Genomic DNA, 15561 nt, shown 5'->3' on the forward strand with positions numbered 1-15561 from the left:
CCACCCGGCTAGGAGACCGTCGGCGCCGGGGAGGGGCCGGTCAGGCCCTTCTCCCCCCGCCAGCCGTCCACGATGGCCGCCTGCAGGCCGAACATCTCGGCCTTCTCGTCGGGCTCCTCGTGGTCGTAGCCGAGCAGGTGCAGCACGCCATGGACGGTGAGCAGCTGGAGCTCCTCGTCCATGGAGTGCTGGGTGTCGGCCTCGGCACCCTGCTTGGCGGCGACCTCCGGGCAGAGCACGATGTCGCCGAGCAGCCCCTGCGGCGGCTCGTCCTCGTCCTTCGACGGCGGCCGCAGCTCGTCCATCGGGAAGGACATGACATCGGTCGGCCCGGGCAGGTCCATCCACTGGATGTGCAGCTGCTCCATGGCGTCGGCGTCCACGACGATCACCGAGAGCTCGGAGAGCGGGTGGATGCGCATCCGCGCGAGGGCGTAGCGGGCGATGTCGAGGATCGCCTGCTCGTCGACCTCGGTTCCGGACTCGTTGTTGACGTCGATCGACATGGCGCTGTGCTTGTCTACTTCCCCTTGTGCCCGGACTTCGAGCGGCCGCCCTGGTGCGAGCCGTTCTCCGTGCCGTGCGTGCTGTCGTACTGCTCGTACGCGTCGACGATACGGCCCACCAGCTTGTGCCGTACGACATCGTGGGACGTCAGCCGGGAGAAGTGCACATCTTCCACGCCTTCCAGGATGTCCTGCACCTGGCGCAGACCGGACTTGGTCCCGTTGGGCAGGTCGACCTGGGTGACGTCGCCCGTGATCACGATCTTCGACTCGAAGCCGAGCCGGGTGAGGAACATCTTCATCTGCTCGGGCGAGGTGTTCTGGGCCTCGTCGAGAATGATGAAGGCGTCGTTGAGCGTACGGCCGCGCATGTAGGCCAGCGGCGCCACCTCGATCGTCCCGGCCGCCATCAGGCGCGGGATCGAGTCCGGGTCGAGCATGTCGTGCAGCGCGTCGTACAGCGGGCGCAGGTACGGGTCGATCTTCTCGTAGAGCGTGCCCGGCAGGAAGCCGAGCCGCTCGCCCGCCTCGACCGCCGGCCGGGTCAGGATGATGCGGTTGACCTGCTTGGACTGCAGGGCCTGCACCGCCTTGGCCATGGCCAGGTAGGTCTTGCCGGTACCGGCGGGGCCGATGCCGAAGACGATCGTGTGCTTGTCGATCGCGTCGACGTACCGCTTCTGGTTGAGGGTCTTGGGGCGGATGGTGCGGCCGCGCGAGGACAGGATGTTCTGTGTCAGAACCTGGGCCGGGGTCTCCTCCGGGCCCTCCCCGTTCTCACTCGCCCGCAACATGGCGATCGAGCGTTCCACTGCGTCCTCCGTCATCGGCTGCCCGGTGCGGAGCACCAGCATCATCTCGTCGAACAGGCGCTGGACGATGGCAACTTCACGGGCATCGCCGACCGCGCTGATCTCATTGCCCCGGACATGGATGTCGGCCGCCGGGAAGGCCTTCTCGATCACGCGCAGCAGGGAGTCGCCGGATCCCAGCACGGTGACCATCGGGTGCTGGGCGGGAACCTCGAACTGAGCTCGGGCCTGCTGCTGCGCGGGAGTCTGAGCTGTGGGTGTCTGAGTCATGGGCCGGCGCTTAAGGCCTGCGGTTCCTCCTCTTCACGGCCGCGTAGCTGAGGGCGGCCTCGCGCTACCAAGCGTACGACGCGGGGCTGACAACGCCGTAGGCCTTTTCACAGCGGAAGGCGCCCCCGTTGCAGCCGTGAGCCCTGCATGCGCTCCGGCGCGCCGGGGCAGAATCCGGGCCGTCACTGCCACGCGTGGTCGGGGGGCCGCGTTCGCTCCACGCCACCTGTCCGTTCAGAAAGCAGGTAGCCGTGCTGCTGCGTCTGCCCACGTCGGTGTCCGAGGCCCGGGAATGCCTGGCCGAGGGGGCGATACCCGTCGGCGGTGCGACCCTCGTCTGGGCCGTCTGGCAGCGGGACGGCTTCCCGGAACAGGCGGTGTCCCTGCGGAAGGTGCCGGAAGCGACGGCGATCGGGGGCGGCGTGCTGGGGGGTGCGGTGCTTCTGCACCAGGTGGACGACCGGGTTCCGGAAGTGCTGCGGAAGGCGGCGAAGGGGGTCGGCACGGGGGCGGTGCGCCGGACGGCGACGGTGGGCGGGAACATCGCCGGGTCGAACCTGCGGGATCTGCTGCCGGCGGCGATCGTGCTGGACGCGTGGGCCGAGGTGCTCACGGCGGACGGGGTGGACGAGGTGGACCTGTCCGAGGTGGAGGCGAAGGCGCCGGTGCTGCTGGCGCTGCGCTGGCGGGAGCCGGTGAAGGGGGCGTACGCGAAGGTCGCGGACCCGGCGGGCGGCGAGGTACCGACGATCGCCGCGGCGGCCGTGGACACGGACGGTGTGCTGAGGGTCGCGGTACGCGAGGGGTACGTGCTGAGCAGCGGGAGGGTGGGCGCCGAGGGGGGCGAGGTGGAGGAGCTGTTCGCCGGGGCGCTGGCCGGGGTGTCGGGACCGGGACGGAAGCTTCTGCGGGAGCAGGTCGCCGGGGTGCTCGGAGGTTAGCCTCGGGGTGGTGACCACCGGTCGTCGGCCGCGGGCCGGTGGGGGCTTGTCGCGCAGTTCCCCGCGCCCCTTTCGGGGCGCCCCGCGCTGGTCCCACCTGAAGGGGCGCGGCGAACTGCGCGACCAGCCACGACGGCGCCGCACCCGCACCCGCAACCTCGGCAGTCACCCCGCGCGCCCGAACCCGATCGTCGGCACCGCCCTCCGCAGGGGCCACGGCCTCGCCTGGTCCTCCTCCGGCACCAGGCCCTCCAGGAACGCGTATCGCCGCAGCGCCGCCCGGTCCTGGCCCGGCACCGACTGGACCTTGCGCCACCACGCCCCGATCTCCGACCAGCCGGGCGCGGACAGGGAGCCGCCGAACTCCTGGACGGAGAGCGCCGCCGTGAGGCCCGCGAAGGCGAGGCGGTCGGCCAGCGGCCAGTCCGCGAGCGTGCCGGTGACGAACCCGGCGACGAAGACATCACCCGCACCGGTCGGGTCGAGGGCCTCCACGGCGATCGCCGGGACCTCCGCGGACTCCCCGGTCCGCCCGTCCACGGCATAGGCCCCCTCCGCCCCGAGGGTGACGACGGCGATGGGCACGTACTCGGTGAGGGCATGGGCCGCGGCGCGCGGGCAGTCGGCGCCGGTGTACCGCCGCGCCTCCTCGGCGTTCGGCAGGAACGCCTCGCAGTGTTCGAGATCGGCGAGCCCCGCCAGGTCCCACGCGCCGGTGTCGTCCCAGCCGACGTCGGCGAAGATCCGGGTGCCCTCGGCGGCGGCCTTGGCGATCCAGGGGTTGCGTTTGCCGGGCGTGAGGGAGGCGACGGCGGCGCGGGCGTGGGCCGGGTGGCCGGGGGCGTTCTGCTGCCGGAACAGCGTGTCGGCGGGCGGCTCGTGGCCGTGCGAGACCATGGTCCGCTCGCCCTCGTACGCCATGGACACGGTGACCGGCGAGTGCCAGCCGCGCACGGTCCGCGACGGGGAGAGGTCGATGCCCTCGCCCTGTTCGAGGGCGTCCCAGCAGTACTCGCCGTAGTGGTCGTCGCCGAAGGCCGCCGCGAGGGAGGTCTTCAGGCCGAGCCGGGCGAGCGCGGTGGCCATGTTGGCGATGCCGCCGGGGCTGGAGCCCATGCCCCGGGCCCAGGACTCGGTGCCGCGCACGGGGGCGGAGTGCAGGCCGGTGAAGATGATGTCGAGGAAGACGGTGCCGGTGAGGTAGACGTCCCAGGGCGGATCGTCCGGCGTGCGCAGGCCGGCCAGCGGGTCGACCTGTGCGGCGCAGTGCGGGGTCGTTGCTCCTCTGTCGTCGTCGAGGTACTCCGGTTCCTCTCCGGCGAACGCGTTGGACGCGGTCACGGTGCGCTCCCTGGACGTGGTGCGGATCCGGCCAGTCTGCACCATGCCGGGACCGCGGCGACGGCTCTCGCCGTACGACCGTCCGAACGAGCGCCGCTACCAGCGCGGCACGGCCGGTGTGGTCCACCCCGGCTCGGCCACCCGCATCGCGGCCGCGTCGTCGCGGTCGCGGAACGTCCCGTCGTCGTCCAGCCAGCGCTGGTGCAGCGCCCGCAGCCGCTCCCGGTCCAGCTCGACCCCCAGGCCCGGCGCGTCGGAGACGGCGACCCGGCCGTCCTCGAAGACGAGCCGTTCGGTGAGGACGTCCTCGGACTGCCAGGGGTAGTGGGAGTCGCAGGCGTGGTGGAGGCCGGGGACGGTCGCGGCCACGTGGGTCATCGCGGCCAGGCTGATCCCGAGGTGGGTGTTGGAGTGCATGGAGACGCCGACGCCGAAGGTGCGGCAGACGGCGGCCAGTTGCTGGGTGTTGCGCAGTCCGCCCCAGTAGTGGTGGTCGGAGAGGACGACCTGGACGGCACCGCGGGTGAACGCCTCCTGGATCTCGCCGAAGGTCGTCACGCACATGTTGGTGGCGAGCGGCACGTCGGTGCCCGCGGCGACCTCGGCCATGGCCGGGGTGCCGAGCGCCGGGTCCTCCAGGTACTCGAGGACGTCCCCGAGTTCCTTCGCGACCTTCAGGGAGGTCTCGACGGACCAGGCGCCGTTGGGGTCGAGGCGCAGCGGATGTCCGGGGAACGCCTGCGCCAGTGCCCGGACGGCCGCGATCTCCTCCTCGGGTGGGAAGACCCCACCCTTGAGCTTGAAGGAGGTGAAGCCGTACCGCTCCGTGAAGCGGCGGGCCTGCGCCACCACCCCGGCCGGGTCGAGCGCGGCCCCCCAGTCGTCCGGCTCCGCCGGCCCGCCCTCCGGGTGGGCGGCCCATTTGTAGAACAGGTACGCGCTGTACTCGACCGAGTCGCGGACCTTCCCGCCGAGCAGGGCGTGCACGGGCATCCCGAGCGCCTTGCCGAGCGCGTCCAGGCAGGCGACCTCGAAGCCGGAGACCACGGACAGCCGCAGCTTGTCGGCGGTCTGGACACCGCGCAGCCCGCCGACGTCGACCTGTCCGGAGACCCTGGCCGCGTCCACGGCGACCTCGTCGGCGACGGTGAACAGCCCGTTGAGATCACTGACCGGGCGCCCGCGCAGCCGCTCGGCGAACGGCCGGGCCAGTTCCAGGTACTTGGTGTCGCCGAGGTCTCACCGACCCCGGTCACCCCGTCGGCGGTCTCCACCTCCACGATCAGCCGGGGCGTGTACGGCTGGTGCACGCCCTGTGTGTTCAGCAGCGGCGGGTCGGCGACCAGGATCGGCGTCAGGCGGACGTCGGTGATCGTGAGGTTCACAGCGACGCTCCCACGAGGCCGAGTCCGGCGGCCAGCAGGGCCTTGAGGTCGGCCAGGTCGGCGGCCGAGGGGTCGGTGAGCGGGGCGCGCACCGGGCCGACGGGGCGGCCGCGCAGCCGGGCCGCCGCCTTGACGAGGGACACGGAATATCCGGGGACGCGGTCGCGGAGTTCGACGAACGGCACGTAGAAGTCGCGCAGCAGCTTGTCGACCGTGCCGTGGTCGCCGGCGTCGAGGGCGGCGAAGAAGGCGTCGGCGATCTCGGGGGCGAAGGCGTGCACAGCGGAGGAGTAGGCGGGGACGCCGACGGTGGCGTAGGCGCGGGCCTGGATCTCGGCGGTGGCGGCGCCGTTGAAGAAGAGGAAGCCCTCCGGGGCGGCGAGGGTGAGCCGCTGGAGCCGGTCCAGGTCGCTGTGCCCGTCCTTGAGCCCGATCACGCCGGGGATGCCGGCGACACGCGTCAACGAGTCGGCCGTGAAGGCGACCTGTCCGCGCTGGTAGGCGATGAGCGGAAGAGACGTCCGGGCCGCGATCCGCTCCAGTTGCGCGACCAGCCCGTCCTGCGGGGCGGCGACGAGGTAGTGCGGCAGCACGAGCAGGGCGTCGGCCCCGGCCTCCTCGGCGATCCGGGCGAACCGCACGGCCTGCGCCCAGCCGTACCCCACCCCGGCGACCACCGGCACCCGGCCGCCGGCCTCCTCGACGGAGACGGCCACGACCTGCCGGTACTCGTCCTCGTCCAGTGAGAAGAACTCCCCCGTCCCGCAGGCCGGGAAAAGAGCACCGGGCCCGGCGGCCAGCTGCCCGCCGACGTACTCCCGGAATCCGTCCACGTCCAGGGACCCGTCGGCGTGAAAGGAGGTGAGCGGGAACGACAGCACCCCGCCCGCCATCCCGTCCCGCAGCCTGCGCACCACGTCCTCCGGCTGTCCGGCCACCGAATCCATCTCCCCATGTAGACGTCATCCACGTATAGAAACAAAGACTAGATATGCGAACACCCCCCGTCAACGGCGCACACCGCCCCCGCCCCCTTACGATCTGCACCATGTCCGAGACAGCAGGCGTCCGTGAGGTGAAGTCCGCGGCACGCACCGTGGAGCTGCTGGAGCTCCTCGCGGCCCGCGGTGACCGCCCGGCCCGCCTCCAGGAGCTGGCGGACGAACTCGGCGTCCCACGCAGCTCGATGTACGCCCTGCTCCAGACGCTGATCACGCGGGGCTGGGTACGCACCGACACGACCGGTTCCCTCTACGGCGTCGGCATCCGCACCCTGCTGACCGGCACGAGCTACCTGGACTCCGACCCGCGCGTCCGCCTCGCGCGCCCGTACCTGGACGAGGCGTCCGAGGCGCTGGGCGAGACCATCCATCTGGGCCGCCTGGACGGCCCGGACGTGGCGTACCTGGCGACCCGCGAGTCGCACGAATACCTGCGCACGATCAACAGGGTGGGCCGACGGCTGCCGGCCCACGCGGGCGCCCTCGGCAAGGCACTCCTGGCGGAACGCCCCGCCGAGAACCTCCCCGAGGGCCCGTACGAGCCCCTGACCCCCCGTACGCACACCACACGGGACGCGCTGGCCGCCGACCTCGCCGGGATCCGCGCCCGCGGCTACGCGATCGACCACGAGGAAGCCGTCACCGGCATCGTCGGCTTCGGCCTCGCCCTGCGCTACGACACCCCGGCCCAGGACGCGATCAGCTGCTCGGTACCGGTGACCCGCCTGACGCCGGACCATCAGGCGGAGATCGCGTCGGTGATGAGAGCGACCCGGGCGAGGATCGAGTCGGCGACAGCCCCCGGCGGCACGGTCAACTGGCGCTGACCGCGCCCGCCTTCTTTCGCAGCCCCGGGAGACCTGTCGGCACGCGCGCACGCAGCCGACCCGAAAAGGGCGCGGGGCTGTATCGACATGCGGCTGCGCCGCGTGGGCGCGACCGGCCACATCGGACCCGCACGCGCCCCCATCGAACCCCCACGGCGCGCGGCGCCCCTACCCCTCCCCTCACACCCGAAACCGAACATGACCCACATCACACCCCCCGCCCTTCTTCCGGCCTCCCCCACTTGATACAAATTGCCCGCGCGTTCCTGTCCGTCGACGGCCTGCGCCCAACCCCCCTCCTCCGTCGGTTTTTTCGCATGCCCTGGGAACGCCCGTGTTCGCCCGCACCACCCCCTGGCCCCTCGTCGCCCTTTTCACGGCCGGGTATCTCGCCCCCTACCTGCTTCCGACCACCGTCGGCAGGCTCGAATCGGGGCTCCCGATCTCCGCCACCCAGGCAGGTGTCATCGGCAGTGCCCTGCTGCTGAGTTCCGCGGCGGCCGGCTTCCTGCTGGCCTCCCGCGTGGACCGCGTCGGCCCCCGCACCCTCGCCCGCGCCGGCCTCCTGCTGGCCGTCCTCGGTTACGGCGGCGCCGCCCTCACCACCCACGTCCCGGCGGTCGTGGCCGGTGCGGTGGTCGGCGGTTTCGGCTCCGGCACGGTCACCGCGGTGGCCGCCACCGGTATCGCCGGGCAGCGGGACCCGCACCGCATCACCACCCTCGGCCTGCTCGGCGTCTCCGCCCTCGCGGGCGCCGTCTATCTGACGGTCCCGCACCTCGGCCCCGGTCACGCGCAGCCCCTCGCCGCGATCGCGCTCACCGCGCTGGCGGTCTGGCCACTCACCGCCCGACTGTCCCCCCGTACCGCCCCGGTCCTGCCCCGCACGGTCACCGGCTCCCGTCTCCCGCACCTGCGCCCGGGTCTGCTGCTGGCCGCCGCGATGCCCTGCTGGTCGGCCGCGCAGAACTCGCTGTGGGGCGTGAGCGGCCGGATCGGCCTGACGCAGGCACACCTGGGCGAGGTGACCGTCGGCGTGGTGTTCGCGGTGGCCCTCGGCGCCGGCCTGCTGGGCGTGGTCGGCGCTGGCGCGCTCGGCCCGCGGCTCGGCCAGGCCCTGCCGATCGGTCTCGGCACCGTGCTGATCGCCGGCTGTATCGCGCTCAGCGCCTCCGCCACGGACCTGACGACGTTCGCGTCCGGCGAGATCGCCTGGAACCTGCTCTACCCGGTCGTCCTGTCGTACGTGATCGGCCTGGCCGCTTCCCTGGACCCGCGGGGCCGCTGGGCGGTGCTGGTCGGCTCGGCGTCGTCGCTGGGGACGGCCGTCGGCCCGATGACGGGCAGCCTGCTGTCGGCCCGGGCCGGTTTCCCGGCGATGGGGACGGTCCTGGCGGTGGGCCTGCTGGCGGTCGCGGTCCCGCTGACGGCGGTGGCGCTGCGGCGCAGGACCACCACCGTCACGACCTACCCGGCGCTCACCGACGAGACGGTACGGCTGGACGTCGCCGCCTAGCCGAACTCGTAGGCCTCCACCTCGGCGAGGTAGCGGGCCCGCAGCTCCTCGTCGTCCTCCAGGAAGGACGCGAGGAAGGAGTTGCGGGCCAGTTCCCGCATCTGCTCCCGGGACAGACCCAGGGCGTCGTGCACGGCGTGGTAGTTGTCGGCGACGTAACCGCCGAAGTAGGCCGGGTCGTCGGAGTTGACCGTGCACAGCAGGCCCGCGTCGAGCATCGCGGGCAGCGGGTGCTCGGCGAGCACGTCGACCGCGCGCAGCCGCACGTTCGACAGCGGGCACAGCGTCAGCGGGATCCGCTCCCGCACCAGACGGGCGACCAGGTCCGGGTCCTCCATGCAGCGCAGCCCGTGGTCGACGCGCTCCACACCGAGCACGTCCAGCGCCTCGGTGATGTAGGCGGGCGGCCCCTCCTCACCGGCGTGCGCCACGCGTCGCAGCCCGAGGTCGGCGGCGGCCTCGTACACCTCGCGGAACTTGGCCGGCGGATGCCCGACCTCGGCCGAGTCCAGCCCGACCCCGATGATCCGGTCGAGGTGCGGCCGCGCGGCCTCCAGCGTCTCCAGCGCCGAGTCGGCGGACTCGTCCCGCAGGAAGCACATGATCAGCCGGGTGGAGATCCCGTGGTTGTCGACGCTTTCGCCGAGCGCCCGCCACAGCCCGTCCACGACCGTGCCCAGGGGCACGCCCCGGGCGATGTGCGCCTGCGGGTCGAAGAAGATCTCGGCGTGCCGCACGCCCTGCGCGGCGGCCCGGGCCAGATAGGCGTTCGCGAGGTCCTCGAAGTCCTGCTCGGTGCGCAGGACGGCCATGAGTTCGTAGTACAGGTTCAGGAAGGACTGGAGGTCCTTGAACCGGTAGGCCTCACGGAGGGCGTCGGTGTCCGCGTACGGCAGTTCGACGCCGTTGCGAGCGGCGAGCCGGAACGCCAGCTCCGGCTCCAGGGTGCCTTCGATGTGGAGGTGCAGTTCCGCTTTGGGGAGGGGCATCAGAGCATGGTACGGCCGTTTCACCTGCGCTTCGGAACCGGCACTCGGAGCAGATCCCGTGCCACGGTCAGCTCCTCCTGGTATCCGGCCGCCCGCGCCTGCCGCTCGAATTCCTCGGGTTCGGAGTAGCGCTGGCTGAAGTGGGTCAGCACGAGGTGCCGTACCCCCGCGTCCCGCGCGACGGCCGCCGCCTGTCCGGCGGTCAGATGGCCGTGCTCCGCGGCGAGTTCGGCGTCCTCGTCGAGGAACGTGGACTCGATGACCAGCATGTCGCAGCCCTCGGCGAGCGCGTCCACGCCGTCGCAGAGCCGGGTGTCCATCACGAACGCGAACCGCTGCCCGCGTCGCACCTCGCTGACCTGGTCGAGGGTGACGTCCCCGAGGACGCCGTCGCGCTGGAGACGGCCGACGTCCGGGCCCTTGATGCCGTGCGCGGCGAGCCGGTCGGGCAGCATGCGGCGGCCGTCGGGCTCGACCAGCCGGTAGCCGTACGACTCGACGGGGTGGGACAGCTTCCTGGCCTGCAGCGTGTACGACGAGGCCACGGCGAGGTCGCCGTCCGCGTCGACCGGGGCCTCGGTGATGCCGACGGTCTCCCGGTAGGCCGTGGCGTACCGGAGCCGGTCGAAGAACCGCCGGCCGGACTTCGGGTAGTGCGCGGTGACCGGGTGCGGAACCTTGTCGAGGTTGATGCGCTGGATGACCCCGGCGAGACCGAGGCAGTGGTCGCCGTGGAAGTGGGTGACGCAGATCCGGTTGAGGTCGTGTGCGGCGGCCCCGGCCCGCAGCATCTGCCGCTGGGTGCCCTCGCCGGGGTCGAAGAGGATGCCCTCGCCGTCCCAGCGCAGCAGGTAGCCGTTGTGGTTGCGGTGCCGGGTGGGAACCTGGCTGGCGGTGCCGAGGACCACCAGTTCACGGACGGACACGACGACCTATCCGGGCGGCCAGTGCAGGCCACGGCCGCCGATGACGTGCGCGTGGGCGTGCCAGACGGTCTGGCCGGCGCCGCTGCCGGTGTTGAAGACGATGCGGTAGCTGTCCAGCTTGTCCTCGTCGGCGACGGCCTGCGCCTCGCGCAGTATGTCGGCGGCCACGGCGGGTTCGCCCGCGGCGAGCTCGGCCGCGCTCGCGTAGTGGACCTTGGGGATCACCAGGACGTGGGTGGGCGCCTGGGGGTTTATGTCCCGGAAGGCGACGGTGGTGTCGGTCTCCCGGACGATCGTCGCGGGGACGTGGCCTGCGACGATCTTGCAGAACAGGCAGTCGTCCTGGGGTTCCCCTGCCATGTCTTCTCCTCGCCCGGTGATCAGTTCCGGGGGCATCGTAGTCGGTTCGGCCGCGGGCCGGTGGGGGCTGGTCGCCCCCACGCGCCGGAGCCGCACGTCGGCACGGCCCCGCGGCCCTCAGGTGGGCAGAGTGGGCGGAGTCTTCGCAGGAGCCGTCTCCAGTGCCTCGAGGGCGAGGCGGATGGCCTCGTCGAGTTGGGGGTCCCGGTCCGCGGCCCAGTCCTGGGGGGTCTGTACGACCTCCACGTCGGGGTCGACGCCGTGGTTCTCCACGCCCCAGCCGTAGCCCTCCAGCCAGAACGCGTACTTCGGCTGGGTGACCAGCGTGCCGTCGACCAGGCGGTAGCGGCTGTCGATGCCGATCACGCCGCCCCAGGTGCGGGTGCCGACCACCGGGCCGATACCGAGCGCCTTGATCGCCGCGTTGACGATGTCCCCGTCCGAGCCGGAGAACTCGTTCGCGACGACGACCACCGGGCCGCGGGGCGCGTCCCTCGGGTAGCTGAACGGGCGCATGCCGCGCGGCAGGTCCCAGCCGACGATCCGGCGGGCCAGTTTCTCCACGACGAGCTGCGAGGTGTGCCCGCCGCGGTTCTCCCGGACGTCCACGACGATGCCCTCGCGGGCCATCTCCACGCTCAGGTCACGGTGGATCTGGGCCCAGCCGGGTGCCTGCATGTCCGGCACGTGGAGGTAGCCGAGGCGGCCGCCGGAGAGTTCGTGCACATGGGCCCGGCGGTCGGCCACCCACGCGTGGTAGCGCAGCGGCTCCTCGTCCGCGACCGGGACGACCACCGGGTGCCGCGACTCGCCGCCGCCCGCCGGGGACACGGTCAGCTCGATCGCCTTGCCGGCCGTGCCGACGAGCAGCGGGCCGGGTCCGGTCACCGGGTCGACGGGGCGGCCCGCGACGGCCACGATCGCGTCGCCGGGGCGTACCGCGACGCCGGGCGCGGCGAGCGGGGAGCGGGCCCCGGGGTCGGAGGTCTCGGCGGGCAGGATCCGGTCGATGCGCCAACTGCCGTCCGGATGACGGGAGATGTCGGCGCCGAGCAGGCCCTGGCGGGGGCCGTTGCCGTGGCCGCCGCGCGGGGTGACGTAGGCGTGCGAGGTGCCCAGTTCGCCCTGGACCTCCCAGAGCAGGTCGACCAGGTCGTCGTGGGTGGCGACCTGCTCGACGAGCGGACGGTAGCGGTCCAGGACGCCGTTCCAGTCGACGCCGCCGAGGTCCGGCCGCCAGAACTGGTCCCGCATGATGCGGCCGGTCTCGTCGAACATCTGCCGCCACTCGGCGGCCGGGTCGAGGGTCTGCCGGACCCGGGACAGGTCGACGGTGATGTTGGTGTCGCTGTCGTCGTCGTTCGAGGCACGGCGGTCGCTGGGTACGACCTTGAGCTTGCCGTCGGCCCACAGCAGGACGCGTTTGCCGTCGCCGCTGACCTCGAAGTGGTCGGCGTCGGAGGAGAGGTACTCGATGCGCTGCTGGGCGAGGTCGTAGCGCTCCAGCTCGGTCTTGGGGTCGGGGTCCTCCGGGTGGGCGCGGGAGGCGCCGAGCACACCGCGCACCGGGTGGCGCAGCCACAGGACGCCGTCCTTGGCGGCGCGCAGCCCGGAGTAGCGGCCGGCCTCGACGGGGAAGGGCACGATCCGGTCGGCGAGGCCCTCCAGGTCGATCCGGGTGGCGGGGGTGCCCTCGGCGTCCGGGGTCTCGTCCTTGTCGGGCGCCTCGAAGGGCCGGCCGTGCCGCTGCGGGCCGAACGGCGAGGGGGTGGTCGCGGCCAGGGTGATCAGGTGCGGCCGGTCGCCGACCACGAAGGCCAGGTCGAAGACGTGCTCGTCGTAGACCGGGTCGAAGGAGCGGGTGGAGAGGAAGGCGAGGTGTTTGCCGTCGCGGGTGAAGACGGGGTCGTAGTCCTGGAAGCGCAGCGGGGTCGCCTCGGTGACGGTGAGGTCGGTGGTGTGGGCGATGCGGAGCTGGGCGAGCCCGCCGGCCCCTGGGTGGGACCAGGCCAGCCAGCCGGAGTCGGGTGAGAAGGCGAGACCCGACACGTCGCCGTCCTCGCTGCGGTCGACCTCGCGCACCTCGCCGGTCTCGCGTTCGACGAGGAGCAGCCGTCCGTCGTGCGCGGCGACCGCGACCCGGCCGCCGTCGGGGGCGACGGCGAGGTCCAGGACCCGGCCGAGCTGCCCGGCGGCGAGCCGCCGCGGGGCGGAGCCGGGCACGGCACCGGTGGCGGGCGCGAACTCCAGGGCGTCGTCGCCCTCGGCGTCCGTCACCCACACCACCCACTCCTCCGCCTCCGAGCGGAAGGTGACGGGCAGCCGGGCGCGCACCCCGGGCTGGGCGGCCAGGGCGCGGGCCGGGCCCGACCGGTGGGTCACCCAGTGCACGCCGCCGCGCACCAGGACGGCGCTGCCGCGCGCGGTGTGGTCGGGCGAGGCGGAACTGAACCAGCGGGCCGCGTTGACCGGGTGCGGCTGCCGGTCGACGCGGGCCCCGCCGAGCCGGATGTCGAGCCGGCGCGGCTCGGCGCCCTCCAGGTCGTCGAGGAGCCAGAGTTCACCGGCCGAGGCGTAGACGACCCGGGTGCCGTCACCGGACGCGTGCCGGGCGTAAAAGCCGTCGAGCGGGGTGTGCCGGCGCAGGTCGGAACCGTCGGCGAGGGACGAGTACAGCGCGCCCGTCCCCTCGTGGTCGGAGAGGAAGGCGATCCGGTCCCCGGCCCACACGGGGTGTTCGAGGTTCCCGTCCAGCTCCTCGTGCAGCCGTACGAACTCACCCTCGCCCTGCGGGTCGATCCACAGCTTCCCGGCCGTGCCGCCCCGGTACCGCTTCCACCAGGCCGCCTCCCGGCCCATCGGCGCGGACAGCAGCACGGTGTGCGGCCCGAAGGCGACATGGCCGACCGGGCCGTACGGCAGGACGGTGGACGGGCCGCCGTCGAGCGGGACGGTCCGGGCCCAGCTGCGCCGGAGGCTGGACTGTCCGTAGGTGCTGATCGCGAGGACCTGTCCGTCGGCGGTCCAGCCGCGCACCTGGGTGCGGGAACTCCCCCAGTGCGTCAGGCGGGTGGCCAAGCCGCCGTCGACGGGGGCGGTGTGGATCTCGGGAGCACCGTCGCGCGTGGAGGTCCAGGCGACCGTGGTCCCGTCGGGCGAGATACGCGGCAGCGTCACGGGGACGTTGTCGGCGCTGACCCGCCAGGCCCGGCCCCCGTCCAGGGGCGCGAGCCACACGTCGTCCTCGGCGGTGAAGGCGACCAGGTCGCCGTGGACATGGGGAAATCGGAGGTAGGACCGCGGTCCTGTCGCTGCACCCTGAGTCACCCGCTCAGCCTATGCATCGCCGGACGATCGCGGTGGCCGATTTCGATCACTTGCCCTGGACCGGTCGGCACTTGGGGTCGCTCTGGCACCAGACGGTCCGCGTCACGGTCACGGTGGGGCCCGGCTGCTGTCCGTAGGTGGGCGGCCGGTAGGTGCTGTACGCCGGTCCGGGTGTGGCGTCGCAGTCGCCGAGGCCCTTCACCCGGAACCACTCCTTGCCGCCCACCTTCGCGACGAGGTTCCCGCGCACACAGGCGCCGCTGACCGCCTTGGTGACCCGTCCGGTGACGGTGATGTCCCGGCCGTCCTTGGTCCGGCCCCGGCAGTCCACCAAGACCGCGGTGGTCTCGGACGCCGAGGGCGTCCTCGGGGCCGACGAGCCGTAGTTGCCGGTGCAGGTGAGCCAGCTGACGTCGACGTGCTGCCGTTTCAGCTCGGCGGTGGCGGTCTGATCGGTGGTGTACGCGACGGTCGCGGAGTTCAGGTCGGTCGGCCGGCAGCCCACCGCACCGCCCACGGCGATCACCGCGAGCCCCGCCACGGCCGCCACTGTGGTCATGCGCGGCCGTCGCGTCACGAGCGGCCGTCGCCAAATCGGCCTCAATGCCCCCATGGAGGGCAGCCTGCCACCGTCGCGCCCGTGACGGTAGGGGGCATGCGGCCACTCACGTGTTCGGAGTCGTCCCCCCGGAGGCGGACGGACGGACTCCTCAGGTGCGCAGCAGCAGCCACTCCTGGAGTTCCACCAGGTTGCCCTCCGGGTCCTTGAGGTGGGCGACGCGCATGCGTTCCGTCATCGGCGCCGGCCCCTGCACCAGGACCGCGCCCCGGGCGGCGATCTGCTCGCAGTAGGCGTCCAGGTCGTCCACGCGCAGCACCACCAGCGATCGGTGCCCGGTCGCGGTGTCTCCCAGCTCGCCCAGCACCTCGGCCATCACGGCCCGGTCCTGCAGGGCTATCCCCGCCGACCCGGCGTGCGGACTGAACTTCTCGTACGGTCCCTCGCTCGCCCCCGACTGCGGCTTCAGCCCGAGTACTTCGGCGTAGAAGCGGTAGCAGGCGGCGAAGTCGGAGACCAGGAGCCGGACTTGGGCGAGTTCCACGGCGCGTTCTCCCTGTGGTGTCGTACGGGTCAGGACCGGTCGTACCGAGTCAGGACCACCGGCCGGTACGGCCGAGGAGCAGGGCCGCGGCCGCGGTCCCGGCGGTCGATGTGCGCATCACGGTAGGCCCCAGGGTGTAGGCCTTGGCGCCCGCCTCCTCGCGGACTGAACTTCTCGTACGGTCCCTCGCTCGCCCCCGACTGCGGCTTCAGCCCGAGTACTTCGGCGTAGAAGCGGTAGCAGGCGGCGAAGTCGGA

Annotated in this window: 13 protein-coding genes and 2 pseudogenes; 3 read left to right on the forward strand and 12 right to left on the reverse strand. The window is 72.6% G+C overall.

Annotated elements, in window-relative coordinates; all coding sequences use genetic code 11:
• Window positions 1-8 precede the first annotated feature (8 nt).
• Both ybeY and ACZ4N4_RS04355 read right to left on the reverse strand, forming a co-directional pair.
• The gene (ybeY, locus tag ACZ4N4_RS04350) at window positions 9-506 is read right to left on the reverse strand and encodes an rRNA maturation RNase YbeY (protein ID WP_351691360.1); all 498 of its coding nucleotides are present in this window, start codon (window positions 504-506) and stop codon (window positions 9-11) included.
• A 14-nt stretch (window positions 507-520) separates the two neighbouring features.
• Entirely contained in the window at window positions 521-1588 is a 1068-nt protein-coding gene (locus tag ACZ4N4_RS04355; RefSeq protein WP_453572806.1) for a PhoH family protein, read from the reverse strand.
• 251 nt (window positions 1589-1839) lie between these two features.
• On the opposite strand from ACZ4N4_RS04355, the gene ACZ4N4_RS04360 reads away from it, so the two are divergent.
• Complete coding sequence (locus ACZ4N4_RS04360) at window positions 1840-2529, forward strand: FAD binding domain-containing protein (protein WP_467584278.1); 690 nt, start codon at window positions 1840-1842, stop codon at window positions 2527-2529.
• Window positions 2530-2694: 165 nt separating this feature from the next.
• Here the strand turns inward: ACZ4N4_RS04360 and ACZ4N4_RS04365 are convergent, their stop codons facing one another.
• The 3 genes and pseudogenes from ACZ4N4_RS04365 to ACZ4N4_RS04375 all read right to left on the reverse strand — a co-directional run bounded on the left by ACZ4N4_RS04365 (window position 2695) and on the right by ACZ4N4_RS04375 (window position 6148).
• Window positions 2695-3870 (reverse strand): carbohydrate kinase family protein, encoded by a 1176-nt coding sequence (locus ACZ4N4_RS04365; protein WP_453573198.1) that lies wholly within the window; start codon window positions 3868-3870, stop codon window positions 2695-2697.
• Between the two features lie 96 nt (window positions 3871-3966).
• Window positions 3967-5255: pseudogene (locus ACZ4N4_RS04370) on the reverse strand (glucarate dehydratase family protein).
• Window positions 5252-6148 (reverse strand): 5-dehydro-4-deoxyglucarate dehydratase, encoded by an 897-nt coding sequence (locus tag ACZ4N4_RS04375; RefSeq protein WP_467585314.1) that lies wholly within the window; start codon window positions 6146-6148, stop codon window positions 5252-5254. The pseudogene ACZ4N4_RS04370 and the gene ACZ4N4_RS04375 overlap by 4 nt, the downstream one beginning before the upstream one ends.
• Before the next feature lie 155 nt (window positions 6149-6303).
• Here ACZ4N4_RS04375 and ACZ4N4_RS04380 point away from each other — a divergent pair, with 155 nt between their 5' ends.
• On the forward strand, window positions 6304-7083 hold the full coding sequence (locus tag ACZ4N4_RS04380) for an IclR family transcriptional regulator (RefSeq protein ID WP_467584281.1): 780 nt from the start codon (window positions 6304-6306) through the stop codon (window positions 7081-7083).
• 334 nt (window positions 7084-7417) lie between these two features.
• Window positions 7418-8599, forward strand: a complete 1182-nt coding sequence (locus ACZ4N4_RS04385) for an MFS transporter (protein ID WP_453572796.1) — start codon at window positions 7418-7420, stop codon at window positions 8597-8599.
• Here ACZ4N4_RS04385 and ACZ4N4_RS04390 read toward each other — a convergent pair.
• The 7 genes and pseudogenes from ACZ4N4_RS04390 to ACZ4N4_RS04420 form a co-directional block, all read right to left on the reverse strand.
• Complete coding sequence (locus ACZ4N4_RS04390) at window positions 8596-9588, reverse strand: adenosine deaminase (protein WP_467584284.1); 993 nt, start codon at window positions 9586-9588, stop codon at window positions 8596-8598. The two genes, ACZ4N4_RS04385 and ACZ4N4_RS04390, sit on opposite strands and share 4 nt — an antisense overlap.
• A 20-nt stretch (window positions 9589-9608) precedes the next feature.
• Complete coding sequence (locus ACZ4N4_RS04395; protein WP_467584287.1) at window positions 9609-10514, reverse strand: ribonuclease Z; 906 nt, start codon at window positions 10512-10514, stop codon at window positions 9609-9611.
• 6 nt (window positions 10515-10520) lie between these two features.
• Window positions 10521-10874 carry a histidine triad nucleotide-binding protein gene (locus ACZ4N4_RS04400; protein WP_467584290.1) on the reverse strand — a complete coding sequence of 118 codons (354 nt, stop codon included), beginning with the start codon at window positions 10872-10874 and terminating at the stop codon, window positions 10521-10523.
• Between the two features lie 117 nt (window positions 10875-10991).
• A complete protein-coding gene (locus ACZ4N4_RS04405; protein ID WP_467584293.1) occupies window positions 10992-14201 on the reverse strand; it encodes a S41 family peptidase in 3210 nt (1069 codons plus the stop codon).
• A gap of 46 nt (window positions 14202-14247) precedes the next feature.
• Complete coding sequence (locus ACZ4N4_RS04410; RefSeq protein WP_467584296.1) at window positions 14248-14760, reverse strand: hypothetical protein; 513 nt, start codon at window positions 14758-14760, stop codon at window positions 14248-14250.
• A gap of 151 nt (window positions 14761-14911) precedes the next feature.
• Window positions 14912-15304 (reverse strand): VOC family protein, encoded by a 393-nt coding sequence (locus ACZ4N4_RS04415; RefSeq protein WP_467584298.1) that lies wholly within the window; start codon window positions 15302-15304, stop codon window positions 14912-14914.
• A gap of 49 nt (window positions 15305-15353) precedes the next feature.
• A pseudogene (locus ACZ4N4_RS04420) lies at window positions 15354-15464 on the reverse strand (16S rRNA (uracil(1498)-N(3))-methyltransferase); the annotation flags it as partial.
• Between the last annotated feature and the right edge of the window lie 97 nt (window positions 15465-15561).

It is taken from the genome of Streptomyces sp. NPDC026538, from assembly GCF_055567535.1.